This is a genomic window from Planococcus sp. TJ-302, from assembly GCF_058268455.1.
The window spans coordinates 2073466-2097889 of sequence record NZ_JBZDOI010000001.1; the positions used below are offsets into that span (position 1 = coordinate 2073466).

Genomic DNA, 24424 nt, shown 5'->3' on the forward strand with positions numbered 1-24424 from the left:
GAGAATTGAAGATTTAAACATGGATGCATGCCGCAAAATGTCCGGGTGCTTTTTCTTCCAGCGGCGGCACAATCTCTGCGCATTCCTTTGTCGCCATGGGGCATCTCGTATGGAATGTGCAGCCAGTCGGCGGATTCGACGGACTCGGCAAATCGCCTTGCAGGATGATGCGGCTCCTTACACGTGTCGGATCCGGAACCGGCAATGCAGACAGCAGCGCCTGCGTATAAGGATGCATCGGCGTGTCGTAAACCTTTCCGACATCGGCGATTTCAACAACTTTGCCCAAATACATCACCGCAACTTTATCCGAGATATGCTGCACAACGGACAAATCGTGGGAGATGAACATATAACTGAGATTCATCTCCTGCTGTAATTCGAGCATGAGGTTGAGCACTTGTGATTGAACGGAGACATCCAGCGCTGAAACCGGCTCATCGGCGATGATTAATTTCGGATTGAGCGCCAATGCCCGGGCAATCCCGATGCGCTGACGCTGGCCGCCTGAAAATTCATGGGGATAATTGCTGAGCTGCTCTTTCCGCAAACCGATTTTGCCCGACAAGTTCTCAATCAGCTCTTTTCGTTCCCTTTTATCTCCGATGCCATGGATGATCAGCGGCGCCTCGAGGATTTGGCGCACCGTCCGACGTGGATTGAGCGAAGCGTAAGGGTCCTGAAAGACAATCTGCATTTCTTTTCGCAATTCCTTCAGCCGCTTAGCGGACATGCCCACGATTTCTTCCCCTTCGAATTTAATACTGCCTTCCGTCGGTTCCACCAAACGCAGAATCGAACGGCCAAGGCTGGATTTACCGCAGCCTGATTCTCCGACCACTCCCAATGTTTTGCCTTCCTCAATTGTGATCGATACGCCGTCTACTGCCTTAACGATCGTCTTTTCACCCAAAAAACCTTTTTTAGTGGTGAAATGCTGTTTCAAGTTCGTTACTTCCAGCAGTGCCATTCGCCATCCCCTCCTTTTCCTCGTAGAGCCAGCAGGCAGTTTGATGATCTTCTTTGATGCGGATCATCGCAGGTGTCACATTTCGGCAGATGTCCATTACATGCGGACAGCGATCGGCAAAACGGCAACCCACCGGCATGCTTCCTGGCGTTGGGACAGTGCCTGGAATCGATCCCAGCTTTTTCTTGCGCTCGCCGAGCTTTGGTATCGATGCTAAGAGCCCTTGCGTGTAAGGATGCTTCGGGTTTTGGAATAATTCAATGACCGGCGCCTCTTCGACGATTTTGCCGGCATACATGACCAGCACCCGGTTGCACACTTCGGCCACGACGCCCATATCGTGGGTGATCATAATAATGCCCATGTCCGTCTGCTGTTTAATTTCGTTCATCAATTCCAGAATCTGGGCCTGAATGGTTACATCGAGCGCTGTTGTCGGCTCATCACAGATTAACAGCTGAGGTTCACACGCCATTGCAATCGCAATCATCACCCGCTGGCGCATGCCGCCGGACAACTGATGCGGATATTCATCGATCAGTTCTTCCGCACGCGGCAAGCCAACGGACTTCAGCAATCCTAGTACCCTGCCCCGCCGTTCCTCCTTGCTTTTTCTCATATGGAGGATTAGCGATTCCTCGATTTGTGTGCCGATTGTTTGAAGCGGATTCAGCGAGGTCAGCGGATCTTGGAAAATCATCGACATTTGGTTGCCTCTAATTTTTTCAAGCCGCCGTTTGGAATAAACGGAAATCAATTCTCCTTGCAAATCCACTTCGCCCGTGAGGCGTGCTTTATCCGGCAGCAACTGCATCAATGACAATGCTGTCATGCTTTTCCCACAGCCCGATTCCCCGACAATCCCCAAGGTTTCGCCTTGCTTTACCTGAAAAGAGACCCCTTCAAGAATCGGCGAATATTTTCCCGCCCGTTTCAGCGATAGCGACATATTTTTCACATCCAACAGCATACTTCCACCGCCTTTTCAGTCTTAGGTTGATGGTATTTTCGACAAATCCTTCAGCGCAGCCGTGTAATGATCCGAAAATGCTTTTTGGATTTTCTTTTTGTTGCGAGTGCGGAGCGCTTCCAGCAAAATCCGATGATTTTGAACCACTTGCTCGACTCTCATCGGCACCTGATTTGCTACGGTCAAATACATGACGCCGACCTGCGTATCGAGATGCTTATGGATACTAATAAGCCGATTATGCTTCGATGCCGATACGATTTTGCCATGGAACAAGATGTCGCATTGGACTTGCCGTTCAATGTCATGGTCTTGCATAGCTTCCGTAAACTGTTCAATATAGCCTTCCAGATCGGCCATATCCTGCTCCGTCAAATGCGGCAATGCCAATTGCGCCGCTTCCCCTTCCAGCAAGGCGCGCAAGGTATAGATTTCAAAGGCATCCTGCTGAGACAAAGTCGCCACGAAAGTCCCTTTATTGGTCTCGTGTTTGATCAATCCCTCATTTTGCAGAAGCTTTAACGCTTCTCGAATCGGCCCTCTTGAAATACTGAATTTTTCTGCGAGCTGCGCTTGGTTGATCCAGCTTCCCGCCTGCATTTCACCGTTCAAGATCATTTTCCTGATAATTTTTGCTACATCGTCCGATAAGGTTCTTTGGTCTGGGATAATCATCTCTTTCACTCCTATAGCCGGCTCGCTCTTGCCGGCAATGTCTCGTATATCTCCTGCATTTCGTATAGATTCGCCCATCCCATCGGCCTAATGCCGAATTCAATTTCTTTTATGGCTTCAATCAATGCTGCCAGCAGCGGCATTTCGATGCCGTGGTTTTGTCCGATTTCCAGAATCGGCACCAACTGGGCATCTACCTCTGTTTTGCGTTTGCGGACAGCCAAATCCCGCCATATCCCGCTTTTCTGCTTTTTATTTGCATCCATCCGTCCGGCCAGTTTCTCCAGCTGAGCGTCCAGCTTTTCCGGGTCTCTTTTTTCGCGGGGATAAACCAAGGACGGTTCCCAGTCATCAAAACCGAGCGGCTTCACGCTTTCTTGGTCGGCTGTTTCTAAGATTTCAGCACATAATTCCATGAGCATGCCACGAAACTCACGCCGCCGCACCACTGTAGCCATTGTTTCGTCGACAAGAGCTGTTGCATATAACAACCCAGCATACGACATCTTGCCCCATAAAAATCCCCAAATATTGCCAGTCACTTCCGCAGGACCCCATACTTGAAGTTTGTCTTTCAATGCCAAGATGCGCGGTGAAATCCGCCCGTTCAATTCACCCAAGTAAAGGGAAGCAACGCCGCCGTAAAGGATTTTTCCTGGCTCGATATAATCCGCCGAAAAATTGACGAAGCAGCCGATTGTGCGTTCGGCTCCGATCATTTTCGAAATCCGGCGTTCGCAAAGTCCGTTCTGCAATGACACCACTTCGGACGAAGAAGTCAAAAGAGGCAGTAAAGGCGCGAGCGCTTTTTCAGTGTGATGAGCTTTGACGCACAGGAAAACCGTGCTCAGCAGCTGGCGGTTTTCGACGAGCTGTTCTGGAGTGAAAGCTTTGGCTTTCACTGTAAAGGTTTCCTCCAGGCCTTCGATCGTTAGCCCGTCTGAATTGATCTTGTTGACGTGTGCTTCAGCGACGTCACAGAATATGACCTCTTCCCCCGCACGCAAAAGGTATGCGCCAAGGACTCCCCCAATTGCTCCGGCTCCGATAATCGTAATTGCCATTATGTGCCCTCCTAGAAAAGTTGTAGTCCACCATCGGCCGAAATCACTTGGCCGCTTACATAACGGGAAAAGTCTGATGCGAAAAAGAGAACCGGATGGGCAATATCTTCCGGTGTGCCCAGCCTTTTGAGTGAAATGGATTCGATCAGATTCTCCTGCTGGGTGCCATTCATTGCACCCCATTGCCTTTCAGTGGAAGGGTTGGATAAGACAAATCCCGGGGCCACATTGTTGACGGTTATGCCATAGTGGCCCAGTTCCCTGGCCATCTGACGGGAAAAGCCGATCTGCCCTGCTTTTGCGCTGGTGTAAGCCTGTATGCCGGTCAAACTGCTGCTGCGGCCTGCACCGCTCGAAATATTGACAATCCGGCCGTAGCCTTCTTTTTTCATATGCGGCGCCACTGCCCGCACCATATAAAAAGCCGATTTGAGGTTAATATCGATAACCTTGTCCCATTGCTCATCTGAAACCTCATCAATGGCCTGGTGGACTTGTCCAGCTACGCCTCCGGCAACATTGATGAGGATATCAATTTTGCCAAAGCTGGCTGCAGCTTTTTCGACAAAGCCGTTGACTGCGTCGGAGTCTGTAACGTCGCATATATATGTATTGATTGATCCAGCGGAAGCGGACGCAGCGATCGCTCTTTCCACTTCTTCTTTCGTTTCCAAGAGGGAATGCCCAAGAATATCAGCTGCCGCCACGGCTGCCCCCCGAATAGCGAGCTCCCGGCAAATGGCCCGCCCGATTCCGTGTGCCGCTCCTGTGACGATTGCGACTCGATTTTCAAAAGTTAACTGTAAACTGTTAACACTTTGATTCATTGCAATCCCTCCCTTGCTGATTTTTTATAGTATATTCTTATTACTTTTTATTTGCAATACTATTTAGAATATTTAGATTTAATATTTTATCCTTATAATATTAACTTATTGTCGGATATAAAAACCAAAAAAAGAGAGCCTCGATTCAGGCTCTCTCTCTTCTGCTATTATTGTGCTGTATATCCGCCGTCGACCAAAATGGTCGTGCCTGTCATGAATTCATTTTCGCAGAGGAAAACGATGGCATGCGCGATTTCGTCCGGCTGGCCGAGACGGCCGATCGGGTGTTTTGCCACCAGGGCATCATAGAATTCCGGCCCGAGCGCATCGCGGCTAACCATGCCTGACTCGACATATCCGGGAGCGACTGCGTTGACGCGGATATTCTTGCTGGCGTATTGAAGAGCGAGTGATTTCGTCATCAAATTGACTGCCCCTTTGGAAGCGTTATACGCAAAAGCAGCCCCTTCCCCAACGCTTCCGAGGATAGAAGAAGTGTTGATGACGACTCCGCCGCCGGTTTTCATCATTTCCCGCACTGCATGCTTGGAACCGAAAAAGACGCTGTCCTGATTAACCGCGATGATTTTATGGTAATCTTCGTAAGTCAACTCATGGGTTTCACTTAAGGAGCCGACACCCGCGTTATTGACCATAATATCGAGCTGGCCGAATTGGCTGACAGCCTCCGCCACTAAATTTTGAACGGCTTCTTCCTGTGCCACATCCACTTTTAAAAAAGATACGCTTCCGCTGTGTTCAGTTAGCTGCTCAACTGCGGCTTGGCCGCCTTCCTCGTTGAAATCAGCTACTATTACTTTCGCTCCTTTGGCAAGGAACGCTCTTGTAGTTGCAAGCCCGATGCCCGATGCACCGCCTGTCACCACTGCCACTTTGCCTTGTAAATCCATTCGATTTGCCCCCTCGTGTTTTAACATTTCTCACCACCCCATTATAGCAGTTGTTTTCAGAATATTTAATATTCTATAGAGTTTTACATTAAAAACATTTCCCGGTCTACTTGATTCAACAATGTTAACGCAGAAGCCAGCCGTTCCGCAAAATGTTCCGGCGGCTCTTTCGATTCCATATATACGCATATCAAGTTCGGATCTTCATCAAGCCACTGGGAATAATCCGTCGGCAATGGGATCGGATGGCTCCGCAGGATTTTCAGAAAATGTGTGAATTCTTCTGGCAGCAAATACACTTCCGCTTTATTGACCGCCGTCCCATCTTCCTTTAGTTGCCCGAACGATATCTCCATATCCAATTTACACACAAAGCAATTCTGGCTAGACTGTATCTCAAGCGTCCGGACCTTCCTGATCAAACAGCGATCCATTTCAATTTCAGCGTCCGCTTCCAGCAAATGTCCCACTTTTTCTGCAAGTTCTTCGATGTGTTGCATAAGTGACCCATCCTTTCGCTTGTCATGCATCTGAAATGCCGGCGGCAGTTTTAAAAAATAAAAAACGCCAAAAAGAATTATTACATTCTTGTTGGCGCTTTTTCCGGCACTTATTGTCCGGAACATTCATCCACTTTACATGCAAAACTTCGTAGGCCGCCTTATGGCATCCGCAAGTGCAGATGTTTTACTTCTACCCGAAGAATACACAACACTGGATAGAAAGTAAAGCTAATATACCTAATTAGTTATACAATAAATATCAACCATTTGATTTTCAGTTGATTTACATACTAATTTATTGCGCTTTTCATGAAATTCCATTGTCTATTTCCACCCAGCCACGGACGCCATTGATAAACCAGATGGCGTCCCATTCTGCGAGGCTGTCTTTGTGGACAATGCGTTCTTCAATGTTGCCGTTGTCGAGCAGCTGCTGCCGGAATGTACCGGCAAGCAGCCCGCTTTCAACCGGCGGCGTGAAAAAACGGCCGTCCTTTTCGACAACCAGATTGCCGATTGTGAATTCCGTGAGCTCGCCGTTTTCATTCCATAGTAGCGCGGTGAACGCCGTGCCCGCATCTTGCTGGGCCTCATCGTAAACTTTGCGATGCGTCGTCTTATGGAAGAGGAACGGGTTGGACGAATCGACCGGCTCTTTGGCAAGTCTCGCTTTCAGAGGGCCAATAGTTGGCTGCACCGGCTGGGCTTCGACAACTGCTCCACCCGCTTGGTCCACAAGCAGCCGGACTTTATAAAGGCCTCGGGGATGAGCCTCGGCGCATGCCATCAGTCTTCGCTCTACTTTCCCCAGATCTGCCGGGAAATTAAAGTATTTGGCGGATGCCTCCAACCGGTTGAGATGGTAGGGCAAGAGCGGGAAGACGCCATTTTCAAGTTTCAGCGACTCCAGCAGACTGAACTCCGGCCGCTGTGCTGTCAGCACTTTTGCTTTGGCGTACAATTCTTCGAATTCCCCTTCGGAAGTCGAATCCCACGTGATGCCGCCCCCAACGCCGTATTGCGCATTTCCTTTTTCAGCATCAACGACGACCGTGCGGATCGGAACACTGAACACCGCATTTTTTTCAGGGGTAATAAAACCGATTGCGCCGCAATACACTTCGCGTGGCGATTGTTCAAGCGCCGCGATAAACTGCATCGTACTGATTTTTGGCGCTCCGGTGATCGAACCGCACGGAAACAGAGCTCGGAACCAGTCAGCCACCGTAAGTCCGGGAGCGAGGTCCGCTTCAATGGTCGACGTCAGCTGAAGCACTGTTGGATAAGCCTCCACTTTAAACAGCTTGGAAGCCAGAACCGTGCCCTTTTCGGCCAGCCGGCTCATGTCGTTGCGCAGCAGATCGACAATCATCAGATTCTCCGCGCGCTCTTTTTCTGAAGCGAGCAGCACGTGCGCTTTTTCGCGGTCTTCAGCCAAATTGCGCCCTCTTGCCGCTGTCCCTTTCATCGGCTTTGTCGTCAACCGGCCATCCTGCACGCGGAAGAACAGCTCCGGGGAAGCCGACAAGATCCGATATCGGCCCAGGTTCAAATATGCGCCATAGCCCGCCTGCTGATTGCGGGCAAGCTGACGGTAAAACGAACGGTCGCTGCCGCTGAACGACGCATGGAGCCGCTCCGTGTAGTTTACTTGGTACGTATGCCCTTCTTCGATGGCGTTTTTAATGTGCGCAATGCCCTTTTTGTACTGTTCTTCTGAACTCGCCATCCGCCAATGGGACACTGCGTAAGGCTCAGCTGCAGGCTCCGGCCCCAACGCTTTCGGCTGTCGGAAAATGCCAAACCAGATGAGCGGCATTTCTGCGTCTGTCCTTACTTCCATTTCCGCTTGAAATGCCGGCGCCGCTTCGTAGGATACATAACCCGCCGCGTAAAAACCTTCCGTCAGCGCTTTTTCAATTTCTTCCATTATGCCCGGGATTTCCTGTAGATGGTGAGTTTCCAGCACCTTTACAGGTTCCGTAAAGACGAGTGGCTCTATGTTTCCTTCTGCATTCTGAAACTCATACACTAGGTAAGGGTTGTTCATTTCCCACACCTCCCTGCTTTGCAAATTTCCAGGCAATCGCCTCGTCATAGCAGTTTTTCAGCATCGCAAACCCGTCAGCTGTCAAAATCGATTCAGGGTGGAATTGGATGCCAGCGACCGGCAATTCCCGGTGCTGCACCGCCATCACAACACCGTCTTCACTGAGCGCCGTCACCTTCAGGCAAGCTGGCATCGTTTCATTGTCAGCAATCAGCGAATGGTAGCGCGTCACTTTCGCCGGAGAAGAGATGCCTGCAAACAAGCCGCTTCCGTTATGCGTGATGAGCGAAACTTTGCCGTGCATCGGTTGCTGCCCTTTGATGATCCTTCCTCCGAAATGTTCAATTAGCGTTTGGTGTCCCAGGCATACGCCAAGAATGGGAATCATGCCACTCAGCGACTCTAATGCTTCACGCGTAGCACCTTGCTGGACAGGGCGTCCCGGCCCCGGCGACAGCACCAGCAGATCCGGTGCCATCTCTTTCAGTTGCGCCGCGCCCGTTTGGCCATTTTGAAAAACCCGCACATCCGGATCGAACTGGTGGAAATAATGGACAAGATTATATGTGAATGAATCGTGGTTATCGATAACGACAATCATGGCGCACCTCATTTTTCTATAGTTCAAGTGCTTTTATTATACCTGCTTCGAAAAGTTAAGAGAATTATTATTGTCGGACTGCTAGGAATACGAGATATCGCGTGGTGCAAGTAAAGCTGGGTTTGCTGCAAATATGCTTCATTTTGCCGCAAGTATCGCCGTGATTCCGCAAGTAAAGTCGCCCGCCAATCAAAAAAACCAGCCGCAGCGGCTGGTTTTCGCTTTTATTCATTGTTCAATTCTGCGTTCAGTTTTTTCGCCTGGTTTTTAAAGTATAGATAAAAAGCGGTCCAGAACAATACATAAAAAATCAGGAATACTGCGAGCATCAGCAAAAAGCTTGGCACAGTGAAAGGGAACCAGCCGATGCCGAACGCCAAAACGAAGTACAACACGGTGACGGTCGCAAAATGCATTGCCGTTTGGCGCCGAAGCGTCCATTTATGGTTTTCAAAATACAGCGTGCTGGCTGTGAAAAACCAGCCGCAAAGAATGGTGCCCAGCGAGTTCTTCAAAAACAAACCGCTGTCCAAGGTTTCCTGCCCGCTCAAAACAACTGTGTAGGTCATGATGATGCTGAGAAAAGAACCAAAAAATATGCCCATCATGCTCCGGATCAAAAATTTTTTCATTGCCCTTTCCTCCTGTTCATCTTCAAAGATTCCTTAATGGCATGAACGTAATTCCGGGAAACGTATTCCTTCGCTCCTGATTTAAAATAGACACATAGCGTCCCGTTGAAAGAAGCTTCAAAACGGCTCAATTCCTCCAGATTGGCAATGACCGATTTCGAGAGCCGGATAAACTGGGTGGGCGGCAGAACCTCTTCCAATTCATACAGTTTTTCCTTCAGGCGAAACTCACCTTTAGCCGTCACCGCCGCTACGGTATCGTTATTCGTATGGAAATAATGGATTTCAGCAGGCTTCAGGATATGCTGCATATCGCCGTCCCGTCCAAGCAAAAAACGGGTATCCTGCCCTTTTATAAAATCGACGATGCTTTTAATGGAGTCATCCATTTCCTTACACTCAATGATCACTTTCGTTTCCTCAAACCGGCTATCGATGTCCAATGATACTTTCATTTGGCGCACCTCCTTCTCTGTAGTTTAATCGGTCCACCTCCGGCTGTCTTCAAGCCATCCGCTATACATTAAGAATAAAACCAAATGCCTTCAGCGTCCTGCCTTTTCGGCCTACACGCTGATTTTACGTTGTAAGCTGCAGAAAACGGCAACTCACCTGCAGGAGAATCGAGCGCAGATGAAATAAAGGGTGTACTCGCTTTCCACATAAAAAACAGGCAAGCTGGAAATACAGCTGGCCTGTCTGTTCGTGGAAAATTTTCATGAAGTGTATGTTCTTCAGCTCGCCCAGTCATTTTTTCGCTTTTGCTTTTTCAAGATTTTCAGCCACTCGGAATCGGACAATGCTGCGAATCAAGTCATATGGCATCGGCTGGTCAAGCGGAAACTGGACTGACCCTTTTCCTTGCTTGTATGAAGCCAGCTCTTGCTCAAAAGCCGTGATACCGCTTGGCACAGGGTAAAATCCGATGTGGTTCTTAAATGCTGCAAAATGTACCAAATTGCCATTCAGCACAAATGTCGGCATTTGATAACTGATGGCCTCCTGAGCGGATGGCGCCTCTTCCTGGATGACGCGCCGCAGCGTCCGTAAAATTTCCTGTACGTCTTCTGGTGCTTGCCGGATGTAATCGTCGATCGTCTGGATACCCATAAGCTCTCCTTTCCTCCTGCTGGATTTTCGGATACTTCTTATCTGCATTTTACCTCTTTTTCCCCGATTCTCCTCTACTCTTGCTTGTTGGAAATAAATGAGCATGAATTTTTAAGTTAATTTCCAATTTTCTGACTAAATACGATATACTTTAAGAAATTACAAACAGCTTATAACTATTCAGTATTGTAAGCGTTTTAAAGAGGAGAGATTTGATTGGATTATTCTTTAGACGATGTGCTGCTAAAAATTACTGACGATATGTATGATATTAAAACAACAGCACTAGGCGCTCAGGGCAGTCTGCCATTGACCGATAAAATGCTGCGCAATTCCCCAAGCGGCGATTTGTTCGGCTTGTCACAAAACGTCGGGATGGGATGGGAGCCGAGTAAAGTGCTTGGCAAAGAAGTGCTGCTGCTAAGTACGCAAGGCGGCATGAAAGAAAGCAACGGGGAGCCAATTGCTTTAGGCTATCATACCGGCCATTGGGAAGTGGATTTGTTAATGAAAGAAGCTGCCCGCGAAGTGACAAAAGCACAGGGCATGCCTTTCGCGGCTTATGTCAGTGATCCTTGTGACGGCCGTACCCAAGGAACAGACGGCATGTTTGATTCTTTTCCATACCGCAATGACGCGGCAATTGTCTTTCGCCGGCTGATCCGTTCGCTGCCGACTCGAAAAGCAGTTATCGGCATAGCTACTTGCGATAAAGGGCTCCCGGCGATGATGCTTGCACTTTCTTCGATGCATGACCTTCCGACTGTCATCATTCCAGGCGGTGTTACTTTGCCACCGCTTTTCGGCGAAGATGCCGGGAAAATCCAAACCATCGGTGCCCGCTATTCAAATAACGAATTAACGCTTAAAGAAGCATCCGAGCTTGGATGCCGAGCATGCGCCACTTCCGGAGGCGGATGCCAGTTTCTTGGTACTGCTGCAACAGCGCAGGTAGTCAGCGAAGCAATGGGATTATCCGTTCCTCACGCAGCATTAGCTCCTTCCGGCCAAGAAATTTGGAAAGAAATGGCGAGACAATCAGCGAGAGCTGTCATGTACATGGAAAACAACGGAATTACCACTAAGGACATAATTACCGATGCGTCCATCCGCAACGCTATGGTCGTCCATGCAGCATTCGGCGGATCGACGAACCTGCTATTGCATATTCCAGCAATTGCGCATGCGGCGAAATGCACCACTCCGACAATTCAAGACTGGATTCAAGTGAACCGGGATACTCCGCGGCTTGTCAGTGTCCTTCCAAACGGACCCGACTACCACCCAACGATCCGCGCATTTCTTGCAGGTGGAGTTCCGGAAGTTATGCTTCACTTGAGAGATTTAGGCTTGCTTGATTTGACCGTGCTGACGGTTACTGGCAAAACGCTCGGTGAAAATCTGGAATGGTGGGAAAAATCAGAACGCCGAGTGAAAATGAAACAGCGTTTAATCGAAGCGGACGGCATTCAACCGGAAGAAGTCATCATGAACCCTCAGCAGGCAAAAGCCCGCGGCATGAGTTCAACGATCACTTTCCCGGTCGGCAATATTGCACCAGAAGGCGCCATCATTAAATCCACTTCCATCGATCCGGAAGTGATTGATGAAAACGGCATTTATTATCACAAAAATATCGCTAAAGTCTTTTCAAGTGAACGAAAAGCAATTGCCGCGATTAAAAACGGGGAAATCCATAAAGGCGATATCATGGTTGTTTCCGGCTGTGGACCGCTTGGCACTGGCATGGAAGAGACCTATCAGTTAACTTCTGCCCTCAAGCATTTGTCTTATGGCAAATATGTTACTTTGTTAACCGACGCCCGGTTCTCAGGCGTTTCAACAGGCGCTTGTATCGGCCATATCGGACCTGAAGGCTTGGCAGGCGGACCCATCGGCAAATTGCGGGACGGTGATGTCATCGAAGTCCGGATTGACGCCCTTAAACTGGAAGGCCATTTGCATTTTCTCGGAACCGGTGAATCAGAGCTGACGCCAGAACAAGGCGCGGAAGTTCTCCAACAACGCGAACAAAATCCCGATATTAAGCCAGCAGCAAACTTGCCGGACGACACACGCCTCTGGGCTGCCCTTCAAAACGCCAGCGGCGGAACATGGAAAGGCAGCGTCTATGACGTCGACCGGATTATCGAAGTTCTAAAAGCTGGGGAAGAAGCCTTAGCCCGTAAAAGCTTGGTGAACAATTAATTTCAATAAATACAAGGACTGCATTTTCAAAAGTTAAATACTGCACATTAAAAGCCCATTTCTATAATAGAAATGGGCTTTGTCTTGATTGGCAGCCTATTTATCAAGTATCGTTTCTTCAATGTAATAACGAGCGTGTTCTTTCCCTTTCTCCAATACTTGAATACTGTTCAAGGAATTTAATTTCATGTATTGGGATTTTCTTAGCTTTGATGCAAAAAAAACTTCTGTTTGCTGCAAGTAAAGTCGCCTCACCCTACAAAAAAGCAGGACGCCATTAATCAGCTTCCTGCTTTTCACCATGAAACTTCAATCGTCGTCATCATCTTCCTCTTCGCCGTCTTCGTTGTCATTCATTTGTTCGGAGTCGTTATTGTTATTATTTTCTGAATCGCCACCATTGCCACAAGCTGCTAGCATACTCACGGACAGCAATGCCGCTGCACCGACTTTCCACCATTTATCGATTGCCATAAACTCGTCCTCCCATTAGAAGATTAGTTGCTACTAGTTCTTTACCCCATTACTGAGCTGTGTATCCACCATCAACCATTATTGTCGCTCCTGTTACAAAATCATTTTCACAAAGGAAGATGATGGCGTGAGCCACTTCTTCGGGCCGCCCTAAGCGTCCGATCGGATGTTTGGCAACGGCTCTTTCATAAGCTTCAGGACTTAATGTACTGCGATTTGACATAGCTGTCTCAATATAGCCAGGGCTTACGGCATTTACTCGAATGTTTTTGTCTGCATATTGAAGAGCCAAAGATTTCGTCATTAAGTTTACCGCCCCTTTAGAAGCAGTGATCGCAAAAGCACTTGCTTCGCCTACCGTGCCCAAGATAGATGCTGTGTTGACAATGACCCCGCCTCCGGTTTTCAGCATTTCGCGGATGGCGTGTTTCGAACCAAAGAAGACTCCATCTTGGTTAACCGCAATTACTTTCCGGTAATCTTCATATGAAAGCATATGCGTTTCACTGAGTGCACGAACTCCAGCATTATTGACCATAATATCAATCCGTCCAAACGCTTCTACCGTCTTTGCTATGAGATTTGCTACGGAATCTTCTTGGGAAGCATCGAATTCGATAAATATCACTTCTTCGCCAGTGTCTTGAAGTTCCTTTGCAACAGCCTTTCCACCTTCCGCATTAATATCAGCGACAACCACTTTAGAACCTTTTGCAAGGAACGCTTTTGCGGTGGCTAAGCCAATCCCAGACGCCGAGCCAGTAACAACTGCCACCTTTCCTGCTAAATCCATTTCAATCCCTCCTTAGTTTAAGTTCGCTTATATTAGTTATCTTAACAGTATTAATCTGAATTTTCGGACTTTAAAAGAAGATTTTTTATTTAAATTAATTCTCCCATTACGTGCTAAACAATTTATCAGTTTCGCGCTTTCATCAATATGCTTTTGAGGAGAAATCTCCATAAAAAAAGGGCTTTTCAAATGAAAGACCCTTTTTGCAATGCATGCTTCTGTTTTTATAATTCGTTAAAGCTCTTTGAACATCGTCATATTTGGGATACCAGCAGGCACTTTTAAGCATTTCTTTAGAGAGGCGGGTTCTCTGTTTATTCCCCTTATGCTGTGCTGAGAAAATGTCAAAGCACTCTGGCTGCAATGTTTGTTATCAATTTCTCACACCGCACATAGTCTTTGTCTTGCGGCATCAACTCCACTTTTAGCGTAGCTGCCAAATCGGTATGTACAAAAAGCATATCCCGAAATCGGTCCACCGCGCCGCAGAATTCGGCGTAACAGCTGTCGCCTGTGCCGAACACCGCCGTCACCAGCCTTTTGTTGCCGAGTTCTTCAAAAGCGGTGAACAGGCCTTGCAGCTCTTTCGGGATCTCGCCGCTGCCCCATGTGTAAGTGCCGACGATAACTGCATCGTAACGTGAGAGTTGTGAGAGCGCAAAGTCGTTTATTGCGTAAATGCTTACGGACAAGCGCTTTGCACGACAAATCTGCTGCAAGATTTCCGCCACAGCTTTTGTGTTTCCAGTGGCCGAAGCATAGACGATGGCAATCCTCGGTTTATAATTCGTCGAAGCCATTCGACTGCGACACTTTCGAGTAGGTCCGGGATTTTTGTTCGAAGAAATCGGATTTCGTGTCGTTCATCATGCCGTCCCCGAACACTTGAATCCATGGCATCGGATTGTCGCGCTCGGCGTAGAGGTTATCGAGCCCGAGTTGGCGCAGGCGTTTATTGGCCAAGTATTCGACGTAGCCCTCGAATTCGGCAAGGTCGAGCCCTTCGATATCGGCCAGGATGTAGCGCGCCCATTCCTTTTCAAGTTCAACCGCCTCCCCAACCGCTTCGTAAACGTAGGCAATGTTGTCGTCCGAATTCAGTTCCGGGTTTTCCGTCAATAAAATCCGGATAAACTGTGCGATGAAATAAGCGTGCTGCATTTCGTCGCGCTGAATATAGCTGATCATTGTGCTGGTCTTGAGCATTTTCTGCTGGCGCGCCAAATGGTAAAAGAACGCAAAGCCGGCGTAGAAATAAATGCCTTCCAAGTTGATGGAATTGACACTGAGGCGAAACAGCTTCTGCGGCGTCGGGTCTTCGCGGAACGCTTCGTAGGCATCCAAAATCAATTCGTTGCGTTTGCGGACAATCGGATCGCTTTTCGCCTGGTCGAAGCGGGCATTTTGTTCGCTGATCGATACGAGCGAACTCAATATATACGAATACGATTCGTTATGGACCGCTTCCTGCTGGGAAATCACCGCAAAAATCGCTTTGAAGCTGGAATCCGTGACATAGTCGAGGACCTGGCTCATCGTCGGCGTCTGCAGGCTGTCGAGCGATGCCAGCTGCGTATTGATGCGCATGAAGACATCCTGTTCAGTCGCACTGAGCAGATCCCATTGCTTGATGTCGTCCTGCATATTGATTTCCTGCGCTTTCCAGAAGTTCGACAATAGCGTCTGGTACATATCGTACATTTGCGGATACGCGATGTCGTTCCAGTTGAGCAAGCCGGACGATTGGCCGTTCAGGATGCCGGTGGATTTATTGGGCTGCTCGGGATTGAGCAATTTGATTTTTTTCAGCGGTGCGTGGATCGTCATGGCGGTTCCTCCTTAGCTTTGGCAAGCTTCACATTCTTCAATTTCTGCCTGGGATGTGCTGCGCACGTAATACGTCGTCTTCAAGTTTTGTTCCCACGCCTCGAGATGCAGGCCGAGCAGCTCTTTTGCTTTGATCGTATGCGGCACATAGAAATTAAAGCTGATCGACTGGTCGATGTGGCGTTGGCGGGAGGCGTTCTGGCGAATGCTCCACTTCTGGTCGAGCACGTGGCGCGAGCGGCGGTAATACTCGTAGGTGCGGTGGTCGAGATCCGGCGCCGTCACTTTGAATTTGAAATTTTTCTTTTCTTCGGCGTATTCCACAGCATAAAGCGGATCGATGCCATCGGTCGAGCCGCCGATTTTCGCGGTCGACGAATTCGGCGCAACCGCCATCATCCAGCCGTTGCGGACGCCATTTTGGGTAATGTCGCTTTGCAGTCGATTCCACCGGTCACTGCTGTAATATTTGCGTTCGAAATACTCCCCCGTCTGCCATTCCGAGCCTTTAAATTCGCGGTACGCGCCTTTTTCCTTGGCGAGCTCCATGGAAGAGCGGATGGTGTGGTAGGCGATTTCTTCGTATAGTTTATCCGCAAACGCGACGGCTTCTTCTGTTTCCCAGTGGATGCCTTCGAGCGCCAAGAGGTGATGCCATCCGAAAGTTCCGCTTCCTACCGCGCGATATTTCTTGTTCGTCGCCTCGGCCTGTCCGACGGAAATTGTGTTCAAGTCGATAACGTTGTCGAGCATGCGCATCTGGATCGGAATCAGCCTCTCCAGCACTTCCGCCTTCACCGCGCGCGGCAAATTGATCGACGACAAATTGCAGACGACGAAGTCGCCCGGCTTCCGGATCATCACAAGATTGCCGTCTTCATCGGTGTATTCTTTCGTAATCGTCGTCGCCGACATGTTTTGCGTGATTTCGCTGCACAAATTACTGCAGTAAATCGATGTGAGCCCCTTGCCGCGCAAATGCTTATTGGGATTCTGGCGGTTGACTTCGTCGCGGTAAAACATATACGGCGTGCCGGTTTCAAGCTGAGACACCATGATGCGCGCCATGATGTCCATTGCCCGGTACGTTTTCCGCGGCAATAACGGATGCGCTGCCGCTTTTTCGTATTTCGCGGAGAAATGCTTTACATCCGTCTCGTCGTAAAAGTCTTCCAGCCCGAGCGCATTCCCGGCTTCGTCTTGCCAGCCCATCGTTTGTTTCACTTGATGCGGGCAGAACGTATGCCATTCGCCGGTGCTGCGGCCCTGATCATCGGTTTCCTTCAGTTTTTCCATGAACAAATCCGGAATCGCGACACCGGTGAAAATATCATGCGCTTTCCGGCGCTCGTCGCCGTTATTCGTCTTCAGATCCAAAAAGCCGTTCATGATGTCTTTGTGGAACACATCCAGATAAATCGCTACTGCTCCTTGGCGTTGGCCCAGCTGGTCGACGCTTACTGCGGTGTCGTTGACGAGCCGGATCCACGGAATGACGCCGGACGAATTGCCTTTGAATTTTTTTATATCGGACCCCATTGCCCGCACCTTGCCGTAATAAACGCCGATGCCGCCTCCATCCTTGCTGAGGCGAGCGATGTCCCAGTTGTTCAGGTAAATGCCGTCGAGTGAATCATCGACCGTATCGATAAAGCACGACGACAGCTGGCCAAAGCTCTTGCCGGCATTCGACAGCGTCGGTGTCGCTACGGTCATATACAGGTTGCTCATCGCCCAATACGCTTCTTTCACCAATCCCAGGCGTTTTTCTTGCGGTTCGTTCTGCATCAGCGCCATGGCGATGACCATAAAACGTTCCTGCGGCAGCTCAAACACTGCGCCTTCGTAATCCTTCGCCAAATAACGGTCCGCCAGCAGGAACAAGCCGATATACGTGAACAGCAGGTCCCGCTCCGCATCGATTTCGTTGCCGAGCGCGCTGATTTCCTCTTGCGCATAGCTTTCCAGCAAATCGCCGGAATAAATGCCGATTTCCGTCAGATGGCGAATCAAGCCATAAAAATCGCCGTATTTCGAAGACGCGTCGTAGGTTCGGCTGGCAGCGGCCGCTTCGTATAAGTCATTCAGGTATAAGTGCGCCGCTACGAAGGTCCAATCCGGTTCCTCCATTGAGATACGGTCCAATGCATAGCCGATTGCCTGCTCTTTTCTCGCCTTCGCAGTGCCCAATGCAGGGAGTTTGCCGGCAAGCTCACCGGTCTGCAGCCCGAACTTCTCCTGTGCACGTTCCAGCGCCGCTAAAACGCCTTCCAATCCTGTATCCTCTACAATTTTCATATCAGCACAACTCCTTTGCAAATTCGTTGATTTTCATGCGCCGCTCTTTGCGTTCTTGGGCGCTCTGGAACAATTGCTTTTCGCTGTCGGTTTCCGGCACGACACCTTCGACCGGCGACGGCTTGCCGGTTTCGTCGACGGCGACCATTGTCAGGATCGCGGTTGTCGTCAAGGTTTTCGTCCGGTTTTCCACGCTCTGGCATTCGGCTTTGACATAGACTTCCATCGATGTCCGGCCAGTTGATACGACGACGCCTTCAAGCAACAAGATGTCGCCGACACGGGCAGACGACAGGAAGTTGACGGTATCGATAGATGCGGTCACGACGGCTTTGCCGCTGTGTCTCATCGCTGCAATCGCCGCGATTTCGTCGATATAGCTGAGCACCGCGCCGCCGAAAATCGTACCCATGTGGTTTGTGTCGGGCGGCAGCACCAGTCTGGTCTGAATCGTCCTCGATATGTTTGCTGCAATGTGTTTCGCCATGTGGCATGCCTCCAAAATTCAATTTACCAAATAAAAAAACCCATCCTCTCAGGGAGAGGATGGGTTTGTAAACGCAGAATAATCTTCGGAACAGCAGAAAAAGCCGGCTGCACCGCGCAGAGTCTCTTCGTTATCCTTCCCAGCTCCCGGAGAAGATCTTAACTAATAACAATGGCAGGTCTCCTGGCTAGTGCGTCATCCTCCGCTATGTCCTTCCCGTCCGTTGGACAGTGGATTGCCATAGCTTTCGTCAGCACTTACAGTTGCGGGTACAGCTCCGGTTTTTCATCGGATTCCCTATTAAGCCTTTTCAGGCACCATTATTATTGGTGTTACTATATATGGTGTTTAAATGTATACAATACACTAAATATCGTATTTTCACACTATAAACCACTTTCCTCTCTTTTACAAGCTCTGTTTCAAAAGCTGAATTCTAAGCTTCTCAACCTTCACGTTACATTATGGTTGATAAGAAAAAGCTGTCACAAGCTTGTTTAGATTGGCGGGTTCATTTTTCCAATCGGCACCTAAAACGTTCAACTCCTGGATACTTTTCTCCGAGGCTTGTCACGCTAAATCCGATGCTGTGGTAAAAGCCGACAGCTTCCCAATCGGTTTCGGCAACAATGGAGGTGGGATCCAGTTTTTCCTGAATTGCTTCGATCATCGCTTTGCCATAGCCTCTGCCTCTGGCGGACGGCAAAACAGCGATATGCCTGATTTCTAATTCTCCTGGTTGGATAAATGCGATGCCGACGCAGCCGACAACCCTGTCGCCGTCTGCAAATCCATAAAGCTGCATTGTTTGGGAAGCGATGTATTGATTGTATTCATCCGCAGCCCGTTCTGCGCTCGCCGCGTAAGACAGCAAGCGCACCACCTCTTCGCGGATCATATACGCCGTCACGTCTTCCATCTGGTCACCCCTGCTGTTCCATTGTGATGAAGACAGCGGAATCCGTACTGAACTTCCGAGCTTCCGTGAAGCCAAATTTCTTGTACAGATGAATCGCCCGCGCATTGAACTCCGCTACGGTCAACCGCAGGCGAAGCCCCGGATGCTCGCTTTGGATAGCGGATGCCGTGTAGCCGAAGAAACGATGCCCATTGCCTTGCCCCGTCAGTTCGGGATCCAAGCCGAGGCCGATATCGATGAACCCTTCCGGATAAGCGCTTTCCGCGATGCCTTTCGGAACTTGAGCGGGTCCTCCTGCACACAGAAAGCCGACTAATGTTCCGTCCGCGAAGACAGCTTCATATGAACCGTCCAAAAGTTCGCTGAGCGATTCTTCTGTCGTTTCGTTATTGTAGAAATCATACGGCTCTTCGTAATTCCACTGCAATATCATCATCGCGCTTGCTTTATCCATTTTCTGTTTTGTAAATTCCATCTAACTTCCCCGCCTCTAGCAGAATTCAGCCAGCCAGTTGGCTACGTCCTTTTCCATCTCTCGAGTAAACTGGTGGCCGGCCCCTTCCACAATCTTTTTATCCACATTTTCGTGCTCATGCGTTTCTTTCAAATACCGGTAATAGGCCGCGTGTCCTTCAAGCGGCACTGTCCGGTCCAGTTCTCCATTGATGAGCAGCACAGCTCCTTGGCCCGGACGCGCTTCCATGGGATCGAACCCTTTCAGCAGCGCTGCCATTTCCGGATCCATCGGAGAGCGGCCTTGGCGTTCGCGGAAAATCTGTTCCGTAAGTATGAATGCGCCGGATCCATTGATACTCGCGAAACCTGCAACACGCGGATGGCGCGCAAAAATACCGGCGGCGATAAAACCGCCCATCGAGTTGCCGACCAAGACGATTTCGGTTTCGGGCACACCGAGGACTTTCTGAAGCGCGCCGAATTCTTCAATGCTTTCCAAAATTGCTTTCCAGAAATAAGTTTGGACTGTTTCCATTTCAAAAGGATTTTTGACCGGTTTTCGGGAATCGTTGTAGACGATTTCTGGCACAACCACCCGGAAGCCTTGGCGTGATAATGTTTCCGCGTAGGCCCGGCAGCTCTCGACCTTTCCGCCCCAGCCGTGAAACAAAATCACTGTCTTCCACGGTTCTTCAGTTGGCTCTATTAAATGGTAAATAAGTTCGCCAGCCATCATTCTTTTCATCCCACTAGCCCCTTTTTGTACGCCTTTAACAGAAAACGCTTGGAATTGGTGCAGATGCCTTTTGAAGTTTGATTCTGTAAGATGAACTTGTTGAACTTCTCCAGATCTTGCGGCTCTTCCCCGAAATTCGGGATGATCGGTGTATGCTGCAGCAGAAACAGCAAGTCTTCCGGCTCCTGGTAATATTCAGCAGCATCATAACTGTAGCTTTTAATATCCGTAAACCCGGCATCGCTCAGTTCTTTTATGTATCGTTCCTTCAATGTTCCATCAGTTCGGCCGAAGGCTTGGCCACGGCCGAATGCCTGCTTCAAGTTTTCTTTGTCCCTTTCGCTCACTTGCTGGCTCAGGAATATACCTCCTGCTTTCAGCACTCGCGCTGCTTCAGCTGCATCATAAGGGCAGTGGCGGCTCGTGACCATGTCAAAAAAGCCAACAGGGAAGTGGAGGCTTTCCGCGGCCATCTTCAAAAAACGGACATTCTCGTAGTCTGCTTCTTCCAAATTGGCACGCGCGGTTTCCACCATCGCTTCAGACAAATCGATTCCGACGACAAAAGCACAAGATTCCGCCAGCTTCATCACATTTTCTCCTCCACCGCTTCCAATATCGAGAACGATGCTCCACGGTGTCGAATATTTGGCGGCCTCACTGTAAAAATCCCAGGCCACGCCTTCCAACTCGCTTTTTACCGCGCTGAAATCCCAACCGTTTGCTTTTCCGAGCTTCTCATAAAAATCCTGTTCATCCACTTCCGGTTTCCTCCTGTTCAACTGCCTTCCGACCCTTCCCTAGCAATTCCGCAGCCGTCACTACTTCCGCAAACTCCTCGTGCAGTGTTGCCAAAGTTAATGCGTGGACCGTTTCGGCATCGTAGCGGATACCGTCTGGGCCAACCAGCGCAAAAGCTGCTGTGGCATCAGACACCAAATATGTCCGGAAGCCCAAGTTGCCGCTCATCCGGGTTGTCGTCGATACACAATGGGGTGTCGTCAACCCTGCAATCACCACTGCATCGATCCTTTTGCTGCGCAAATAATCTTCCAGCCCTGTCCCGATGAACGCACTGTTCACCGTTTTCTCCATCACTGCTTCATCCTTTTTGGGCTGCAGCGCTTCGATCAGTTCAAAGCTGTCCTTTTCCGGATAGAACAGCGATTCCGGATCCGACGAACGGTGCTGGATGTGCACGACGCTGCCGCCTTCTTGCCTCCAATGGTGTAATAACTTTTCAATATTCTTTTCCGCATCCGGATTATTGCGCTCCCCCCATTTCGGATCTGCAAATGCTTTTTGCACATCCACGATCACCAACGCTGTATTATTAAAGTCCATATAGCCCCTCCTGAAATTGCCGTTTTCTATTGTTTCTTCTTCCATCGCCGAAATTCCTTTTTTATCCACCAACTCCGTCCTTACGGCAGCATAATAAAACCGCCAATCCTTGTTGAATTGGCGGTTCTCTCATTACTTATTCAGGATGTTGCGGATATCATCTTCGAACGTCTCCGGCTTGTCTTTCGGCGCGTAGCGCTTGACGATATTGCCTTCGCGGTCGATCAGGAATTTTGTGAAATTCCATTTGATGCCGCTGCTAAGAAAACCTTTCGTGTTGTCCGTCAGGTATTTGAACAGCGGATGCGCATCCGTGCCGTTGACCTTGATGATTTCGTGCATCGGGAACGTCACGCCATAAGTCATGCGGCACGACTGCTCCGCTTCTTCCGCTTCGCCCAGCTCCTGGCCGAACTGGCCGGAAGGGAAACCAAGGACCACGAGCCCTTCCTCGCTGTAATTCTTATACAATTGTTCTAAGCTGTCGAACTGGCCGCGCAAGCCGCATTTCGTCGCTGTGTTGACTATCAGCATCGCTTTGCCTTCGTATTCTTCGAGCTTGTGCGTTTCACCGCTTGCATCCGTCACTTCAATATCGTATATCCCCATGGTCGATCGCTCCTTCTATAAATCCATTTCGTTGAAAAATGCGTTCAATTCTTTCAAGTTTTTCATCAATGCGATGGCATTGACGTCTTCAAGGAAATTGCAGCTCACCAGTTTTTCGGCGACTGCCGCTTCTATCGGCTTGTTGTTATTTTTCGCTTTTTCAGTCAATGAAATGATGAAGGCGCGTTTGTCTTCTGTCGATTGCTCTTTCAGAAGCCAGCCGTTTTCAAGCATGCGGCTGATGGTCGGGTTGAGCGTGCCGATCCCCAAACCAAGTCGCCCGCCGATGTCTTTCGTCAGCAACCGGTCTTCTTCCCAGAGCACAAGAAGTACCAAGTATTGGGTGAACGTCAGCCCAAAAGGATCCAGGACGCGTGCATACATTTTTATAAAGTTGCTGGACGCCTTATACACTTCAAAGCATAATTGTTGGTCTAATTTTGATGGTTTATTCATGTATCCACCCCATGCTTTTCTTATAGAATAATGATTTGGACGTCAATCGAGTCTTTAATGGCTTTGGAATAAGGGCAGGTCTGGTGGGCTTTTTCCACGTAAAGCTCTTTCTGTGCTTCATCCAGGCCGGTAATGTCCACTTCAAGTTTAGCCGCCAGCTTAACGCCGCCGTTCTCTTTGTCGCCAAGAAGAGAAATCGTCGCTTTTACTTCAGTTTTTTCCACGTCCACTTTCGCTTGTTCAAGCACCAATTCAAGCGCACTGTTGAAGCATGCACTGTAGCCTGCCGCAAATAATTGTTCCGGATTTGTCGCAGTTGTCGCTTTTCCGCCAAGGGCCGCGGGCTTTGCCACGTCCATAAAGAAGATATTGTCTTCTGAGTATACCTCACCTTGTCTGCCGCCTGTGTTGATGATAGTCGTTTCATATAATGCTTTTGCCATTTCATTTCGCCTCCAAATTTATATCGCTTACGATGTACAATAAACTATATCGTGAGCGATGTAAAATGATAAGACTCAGCCAGGACCAAAAAATAAAAAAAGGCATATCGGAATTGTCCCGATATGCCTCGATCTATGCCGGCTTACCCGTCAATCCATTCTGACGGTTCGCTTTTATTGGTGCTGTCGGCCTTCGCCACTTCAGCTTGCTTATTTTGCTTACTCTTATAAGGCTTATTGCTTTTGGCTTTGTTGGCGCCTTTTTCCCAGCGCGTCCAGCCTTTTTTGCCGGTGCCTCTTCCAGTACCACTTTTTGCTTTATCTTTGCTCATGTTTATCACTCCCGTACTTTCCCCAGCAATGCGAGGGAATTCACCTTATCATAACAGGTTCAGGCGGTTTCTACACCCCCTGCGCATCTAAAATGGACCAGGAAGAGCATTCTTTTGCAGATACGCATGGAAGTCCGTTTTCACGAACACATTCAAAACGTAGGCAGACTTCTCTTTCTCCTCAAGTGCATGATGCTCTTCAGGATATTCCGCCCTTTTCCATAAAACGGCCATTGATCGCCCGTATCTGTCCCCGGTGGCTGATTTCATCCTCCAGCACATGAAACCACAAATAATACATATTATACGGAACGCCGTTCGGCCAGCGGCGCTCCTCATAAAGCCAGCTGTCGTCTTTCGCTTTCAGCCCGCGCAGCGTAGCAGCCCTGACCAGCGCCAGCTTTTCGGTGTAATCGGCCAGCGGAAAACCGCAGATGTCTTCACGGGCTTTCGCTCCCAGCTCAATTGCCGTCCCCCATTCTTTCAGCTCAGCAGCATTGAAATCTCGGTTCTCAAACGAGATGAGCTGATGGACCTTTTCAATCGCTGCGATATGCGCCAGCAGCGCACCAGTGGAATTGCCCTTATCATGTCCGATGAAATCCAGCTGTTCCGTGTCCCAGCCCGAAATTGCCTGCAGCGTCCCTTCCCGCACATGCTCCAGCATGAACACCAACTCCCCTATTTTGCCTTTATATCCAGAAGCCGGTTTTACTGCATAGTCCATCT

At 49.2% G+C, this 24424-nt stretch carries 29 protein-coding genes and 1 riboswitch; of the genes, 1 reads left to right on the forward strand and 28 read right to left on the reverse strand.

The genetic code is table 11. The annotated features are described in order from the left end of the window. Nucleotides 1-13: 13 nt before the first annotated feature. From AC4EHB_RS10030 to AC4EHB_RS10085, 12 genes are all read right to left on the reverse strand, one after another. Nucleotides 14-970, reverse strand: coding sequence for an ABC transporter ATP-binding protein (locus AC4EHB_RS10030; protein WP_490975410.1), 957 nt, complete (start codon nt 968-970; stop codon nt 14-16). Further along, nucleotides 924-1940 carry an ABC transporter ATP-binding protein gene (locus AC4EHB_RS10035; protein WP_490981366.1) on the reverse strand — a complete coding sequence of 339 codons (1017 nt, stop codon included), beginning with the start codon at nt 1938-1940 and terminating at the stop codon, nt 924-926. The genes AC4EHB_RS10030 and AC4EHB_RS10035 overlap by 47 nt, the downstream gene beginning before the upstream one ends. Before the next feature lie 21 nt (nt 1941-1961). Continuing rightward, entirely contained in the window at nt 1962-2615 is a 654-nt protein-coding gene (locus AC4EHB_RS10040; protein ID WP_490981367.1) for a GntR family transcriptional regulator, read from the reverse strand. Between the two features lie 11 nt (nt 2616-2626). Beyond that, on the reverse strand, nt 2627-3679 hold the full coding sequence (locus tag AC4EHB_RS10045; protein ID WP_490981368.1) for a ketopantoate reductase family protein: 1053 nt from the start codon (nt 3677-3679) through the stop codon (nt 2627-2629). A gap of 11 nt (nt 3680-3690) precedes the next feature. Then, nucleotides 3691-4506: an SDR family NAD(P)-dependent oxidoreductase gene (locus AC4EHB_RS10050; protein ID WP_490975414.1), complete on the reverse strand. Its 816-nt coding sequence runs from the start codon at nt 4504-4506 to the stop codon at nt 3691-3693. Between the two features lie 167 nt (nt 4507-4673). Beyond that, on the reverse strand, nt 4674-5417 hold the full coding sequence (locus tag AC4EHB_RS10055) for an SDR family NAD(P)-dependent oxidoreductase (protein WP_490975415.1): 744 nt from the start codon (nt 5415-5417) through the stop codon (nt 4674-4676). An 83-nt stretch (nt 5418-5500) separates the two neighbouring features. Then, a complete protein-coding gene (locus AC4EHB_RS10060) occupies nt 5501-5917 on the reverse strand; it encodes a DUF1259 domain-containing protein (RefSeq protein WP_490975416.1) in 417 nt (138 codons plus the stop codon). Between the two features lie 310 nt (nt 5918-6227). Further along, nucleotides 6228-7970, reverse strand: a complete 1743-nt coding sequence (gene pabB, locus AC4EHB_RS10065; protein WP_490981369.1) for an aminodeoxychorismate synthase component I — start codon at nt 7968-7970, stop codon at nt 6228-6230. After that, nucleotides 7945-8571: an anthranilate synthase component II gene (locus tag AC4EHB_RS10070; RefSeq protein WP_490981370.1), complete on the reverse strand. Its 627-nt coding sequence runs from the start codon at nt 8569-8571 to the stop codon at nt 7945-7947. Before AC4EHB_RS10070 ends, pabB begins: the two co-directional genes overlap by 26 nt. A gap of 224 nt (nt 8572-8795) precedes the next feature. Then, nucleotides 8796-9203: a DUF3021 domain-containing protein gene (locus AC4EHB_RS10075; protein WP_490981371.1), complete on the reverse strand. Its 408-nt coding sequence runs from the start codon at nt 9201-9203 to the stop codon at nt 8796-8798. Continuing rightward, entirely contained in the window at nt 9200-9658 is a 459-nt protein-coding gene (locus AC4EHB_RS10080) for a LytTR family DNA-binding domain-containing protein (protein ID WP_490975420.1), read from the reverse strand. Before AC4EHB_RS10080 ends, AC4EHB_RS10075 begins: the two co-directional genes overlap by 4 nt. 292 nt (nt 9659-9950) lie before the next feature. Continuing rightward, nucleotides 9951-10313, reverse strand: coding sequence for an iron chaperone (locus AC4EHB_RS10085; protein ID WP_490975421.1), 363 nt, complete (start codon nt 10311-10313; stop codon nt 9951-9953). Nucleotides 10314-10574: 261 nt separating this feature from the next. Between AC4EHB_RS10085 and AC4EHB_RS10090 the strand changes: the two genes are divergently transcribed. Next, complete coding sequence (locus AC4EHB_RS10090; RefSeq protein ID WP_490981512.1) at nt 10575-12521, forward strand: YjhG/YagF family D-xylonate dehydratase; 1947 nt, start codon at nt 10575-10577, stop codon at nt 12519-12521. A gap of 309 nt (nt 12522-12830) precedes the next feature. Here the strand turns inward: AC4EHB_RS10090 and AC4EHB_RS10095 are convergent, their stop codons facing one another. From AC4EHB_RS10095 to AC4EHB_RS10170, 16 genes are all read right to left on the reverse strand, one after another. After that, nucleotides 12831-12995, reverse strand: coding sequence for a hypothetical protein (locus AC4EHB_RS10095; protein ID WP_490981372.1), 165 nt, complete (start codon nt 12993-12995; stop codon nt 12831-12833). A gap of 49 nt (nt 12996-13044) precedes the next feature. Beyond that, complete coding sequence (locus tag AC4EHB_RS10100; RefSeq protein ID WP_490981373.1) at nt 13045-13788, reverse strand: SDR family NAD(P)-dependent oxidoreductase; 744 nt, start codon at nt 13786-13788, stop codon at nt 13045-13047. A 344-nt stretch (nt 13789-14132) separates the two neighbouring features. Then, complete coding sequence (locus tag AC4EHB_RS10105; protein WP_490981374.1) at nt 14133-14588, reverse strand: flavodoxin domain-containing protein; 456 nt, start codon at nt 14586-14588, stop codon at nt 14133-14135. Beyond that, complete coding sequence (locus tag AC4EHB_RS10110; protein WP_490981375.1) at nt 14569-15615, reverse strand: ribonucleotide-diphosphate reductase subunit beta; 1047 nt, start codon at nt 15613-15615, stop codon at nt 14569-14571. The genes AC4EHB_RS10105 and AC4EHB_RS10110 overlap by 20 nt, the downstream gene beginning before the upstream one ends. A gap of 12 nt (nt 15616-15627) precedes the next feature. Next, entirely contained in the window at nt 15628-17913 is a 2286-nt protein-coding gene (locus AC4EHB_RS10115) for a ribonucleoside-diphosphate reductase subunit alpha (RefSeq protein ID WP_490981376.1), read from the reverse strand. 1 nt (nt 17914) lies between these two features. Beyond that, nucleotides 17915-18400 carry an acyl-CoA thioesterase gene (locus tag AC4EHB_RS10120; protein WP_490981377.1) on the reverse strand — a complete coding sequence of 162 codons (486 nt, stop codon included), beginning with the start codon at nt 18398-18400 and terminating at the stop codon, nt 17915-17917. Between the two features lie 156 nt (nt 18401-18556). After that, a riboswitch (cobalamin riboswitch) is annotated at nt 18557-18737 on the reverse strand. Between the two features lie 174 nt (nt 18738-18911). Further along, nucleotides 18912-19319 (reverse strand): GNAT family N-acetyltransferase, encoded by a 408-nt coding sequence (locus AC4EHB_RS10125; protein ID WP_490981378.1) that lies wholly within the window; start codon nt 19317-19319, stop codon nt 18912-18914. 4 nt (nt 19320-19323) lie between these two features. Next, nucleotides 19324-19794 (reverse strand): GNAT family N-acetyltransferase, encoded by a 471-nt coding sequence (locus AC4EHB_RS10130; RefSeq protein ID WP_490981379.1) that lies wholly within the window; start codon nt 19792-19794, stop codon nt 19324-19326. A gap of 15 nt (nt 19795-19809) precedes the next feature. After that, entirely contained in the window at nt 19810-20520 is a 711-nt protein-coding gene (locus tag AC4EHB_RS10135; protein WP_490981380.1) for an alpha/beta hydrolase, read from the reverse strand. Next, the gene (locus AC4EHB_RS10140) at nt 20517-21272 is read right to left on the reverse strand and encodes a class I SAM-dependent methyltransferase (protein WP_490975431.1); all 756 of its coding nucleotides are present in this window, start codon (nt 21270-21272) and stop codon (nt 20517-20519) included. The genes AC4EHB_RS10135 and AC4EHB_RS10140 overlap by 4 nt, the downstream gene beginning before the upstream one ends. Beyond that, the gene (locus tag AC4EHB_RS10145; RefSeq protein WP_490975651.1) at nt 21265-21855 is read right to left on the reverse strand and encodes a cysteine hydrolase family protein; all 591 of its coding nucleotides are present in this window, start codon (nt 21853-21855) and stop codon (nt 21265-21267) included. Before AC4EHB_RS10145 ends, AC4EHB_RS10140 begins: the two co-directional genes overlap by 8 nt. Before the next feature lie 132 nt (nt 21856-21987). Then, nucleotides 21988-22464: a glutathione peroxidase gene (locus AC4EHB_RS10150; RefSeq protein WP_490975432.1), complete on the reverse strand. Its 477-nt coding sequence runs from the start codon at nt 22462-22464 to the stop codon at nt 21988-21990. Between the two features lie 15 nt (nt 22465-22479). After that, nucleotides 22480-22920, reverse strand: a complete 441-nt coding sequence (locus AC4EHB_RS10155) for a MarR family winged helix-turn-helix transcriptional regulator (RefSeq protein WP_490975433.1) — start codon at nt 22918-22920, stop codon at nt 22480-22482. A 20-nt stretch (nt 22921-22940) separates the two neighbouring features. Beyond that, entirely contained in the window at nt 22941-23363 is a 423-nt protein-coding gene (locus AC4EHB_RS10160) for an organic hydroperoxide resistance protein (RefSeq protein ID WP_490981381.1), read from the reverse strand. Between the two features lie 143 nt (nt 23364-23506). Beyond that, nucleotides 23507-23695 carry a DUF3934 family protein gene (locus AC4EHB_RS10165; protein WP_490975435.1) on the reverse strand — a complete coding sequence of 63 codons (189 nt, stop codon included), beginning with the start codon at nt 23693-23695 and terminating at the stop codon, nt 23507-23509. A gap of 199 nt (nt 23696-23894) precedes the next feature. Continuing rightward, complete coding sequence (locus AC4EHB_RS10170) at nt 23895-24422, reverse strand: DinB family protein (RefSeq protein WP_490981382.1); 528 nt, start codon at nt 24420-24422, stop codon at nt 23895-23897. Between the last annotated feature and the right edge of the window lie 2 nt (nt 24423-24424).

What these genes read in the sequence shown, in the direction of transcription:
- AC4EHB_RS10030 (WP_490975410.1), bottom strand. Translation starts at nt 970, where the DNA reads ATGGCACTGCTGGAAGTAACGAACTTGAAACAGCATTTCACCACTAAA.
- AC4EHB_RS10035 (WP_490981366.1), bottom strand. Translation starts at nt 1,940, where the DNA reads ATGCTGTTGGATGTGAAAAATATGTCGCTATCGCTGAAACGGGCGGGA.
- AC4EHB_RS10040 (WP_490981367.1), bottom strand. Translation starts at nt 2,615, where the DNA reads ATGATTATCCCAGACCAAAGAACCTTATCGGACGATGTAGCAAAAATT.
- AC4EHB_RS10045 (WP_490981368.1), bottom strand. Translation starts at nt 3,679, where the DNA reads ATGGCAATTACGATTATCGGAGCCGGAGCAATTGGGGGAGTCCTTGGC.
- AC4EHB_RS10050 (WP_490975414.1), bottom strand. Translation starts at nt 4,506, where the DNA reads ATGAATCAAAGTGTTAACAGTTTACAGTTAACTTTTGAAAATCGAGTC.
- AC4EHB_RS10055 (WP_490975415.1), bottom strand. Translation starts at nt 5,417, where the DNA reads ATGGATTTACAAGGCAAAGTGGCAGTGGTGACAGGCGGTGCATCGGGC.
- AC4EHB_RS10060 (WP_490975416.1), bottom strand. Translation starts at nt 5,917, where the DNA reads ATGCAACACATCGAAGAACTTGCAGAAAAAGTGGGACATTTGCTGGAA.
- pabB (WP_490981369.1), bottom strand. Translation starts at nt 7,970, where the DNA reads ATGAACAACCCTTACCTAGTGTATGAGTTTCAGAATGCAGAAGGAAAC.
- AC4EHB_RS10070 (WP_490981370.1), bottom strand. Translation starts at nt 8,571, where the DNA reads ATGATTGTCGTTATCGATAACCACGATTCATTCACATATAATCTTGTC.
- AC4EHB_RS10075 (WP_490981371.1), bottom strand. Translation starts at nt 9,203, where the DNA reads ATGAAAAAATTTTTGATCCGGAGCATGATGGGCATATTTTTTGGTTCT.
- AC4EHB_RS10080 (WP_490975420.1), bottom strand. Translation starts at nt 9,658, where the DNA reads ATGAAAGTATCATTGGACATCGATAGCCGGTTTGAGGAAACGAAAGTG.
- AC4EHB_RS10085 (WP_490975421.1), bottom strand. Translation starts at nt 10,313, where the DNA reads ATGGGTATCCAGACGATCGACGATTACATCCGGCAAGCACCAGAAGAC.
- AC4EHB_RS10090 (WP_490981512.1), top strand. Translation starts at nt 10,575, where the DNA reads ATGTATGATATTAAAACAACAGCACTAGGCGCTCAGGGCAGTCTGCCA.
- AC4EHB_RS10095 (WP_490981372.1), bottom strand. Translation starts at nt 12,995, where the DNA reads ATGGCAATCGATAAATGGTGGAAAGTCGGTGCAGCGGCATTGCTGTCC.
- AC4EHB_RS10100 (WP_490981373.1), bottom strand. Translation starts at nt 13,788, where the DNA reads ATGGATTTAGCAGGAAAGGTGGCAGTTGTTACTGGCTCGGCGTCTGGG.
- AC4EHB_RS10105 (WP_490981374.1), bottom strand. Translation starts at nt 14,588, where the DNA reads ATGGCTTCGACGAATTATAAACCGAGGATTGCCATCGTCTATGCTTCG.
- AC4EHB_RS10110 (WP_490981375.1), bottom strand. Translation starts at nt 15,615, where the DNA reads ATGACGATCCACGCACCGCTGAAAAAAATCAAATTGCTCAATCCCGAG.
- AC4EHB_RS10115 (WP_490981376.1), bottom strand. Translation starts at nt 17,913, where the DNA reads ATGAAAATTGTAGAGGATACAGGATTGGAAGGCGTTTTAGCGGCGCTG.
- AC4EHB_RS10120 (WP_490981377.1), bottom strand. Translation starts at nt 18,400, where the DNA reads ATGGCGAAACACATTGCAGCAAACATATCGAGGACGATTCAGACCAGA.
- AC4EHB_RS10125 (WP_490981378.1), bottom strand. Translation starts at nt 19,319, where the DNA reads ATGGAAGACGTGACGGCGTATATGATCCGCGAAGAGGTGGTGCGCTTG.
- AC4EHB_RS10130 (WP_490981379.1), bottom strand. Translation starts at nt 19,794, where the DNA reads ATGGAATTTACAAAACAGAAAATGGATAAAGCAAGCGCGATGATGATA.
- AC4EHB_RS10135 (WP_490981380.1), bottom strand. Translation starts at nt 20,520, where the DNA reads ATGAAAAGAATGATGGCTGGCGAACTTATTTACCATTTAATAGAGCCA.
- AC4EHB_RS10145 (WP_490975651.1), bottom strand. Translation starts at nt 21,855, where the DNA reads ATGGACTTTAATAATACAGCGTTGGTGATCGTGGATGTGCAAAAAGCA.
- AC4EHB_RS10150 (WP_490975432.1), bottom strand. Translation starts at nt 22,464, where the DNA reads ATGGGGATATACGATATTGAAGTGACGGATGCAAGCGGTGAAACGCAC.
- AC4EHB_RS10155 (WP_490975433.1), bottom strand. Translation starts at nt 22,920, where the DNA reads ATGAATAAACCATCAAAATTAGACCAACAATTATGCTTTGAAGTGTAT.
- AC4EHB_RS10160 (WP_490981381.1), bottom strand. Translation starts at nt 23,363, where the DNA reads ATGGCAAAAGCATTATATGAAACGACTATCATCAACACAGGCGGCAGA.
- AC4EHB_RS10165 (WP_490975435.1), bottom strand. Translation starts at nt 23,695, where the DNA reads ATGAGCAAAGATAAAGCAAAAAGTGGTACTGGAAGAGGCACCGGCAAA.
- AC4EHB_RS10170 (WP_490981382.1), bottom strand. Translation starts at nt 24,422, where the DNA reads ATGGACTATGCAGTAAAACCGGCTTCTGGATATAAAGGCAAAATAGGG.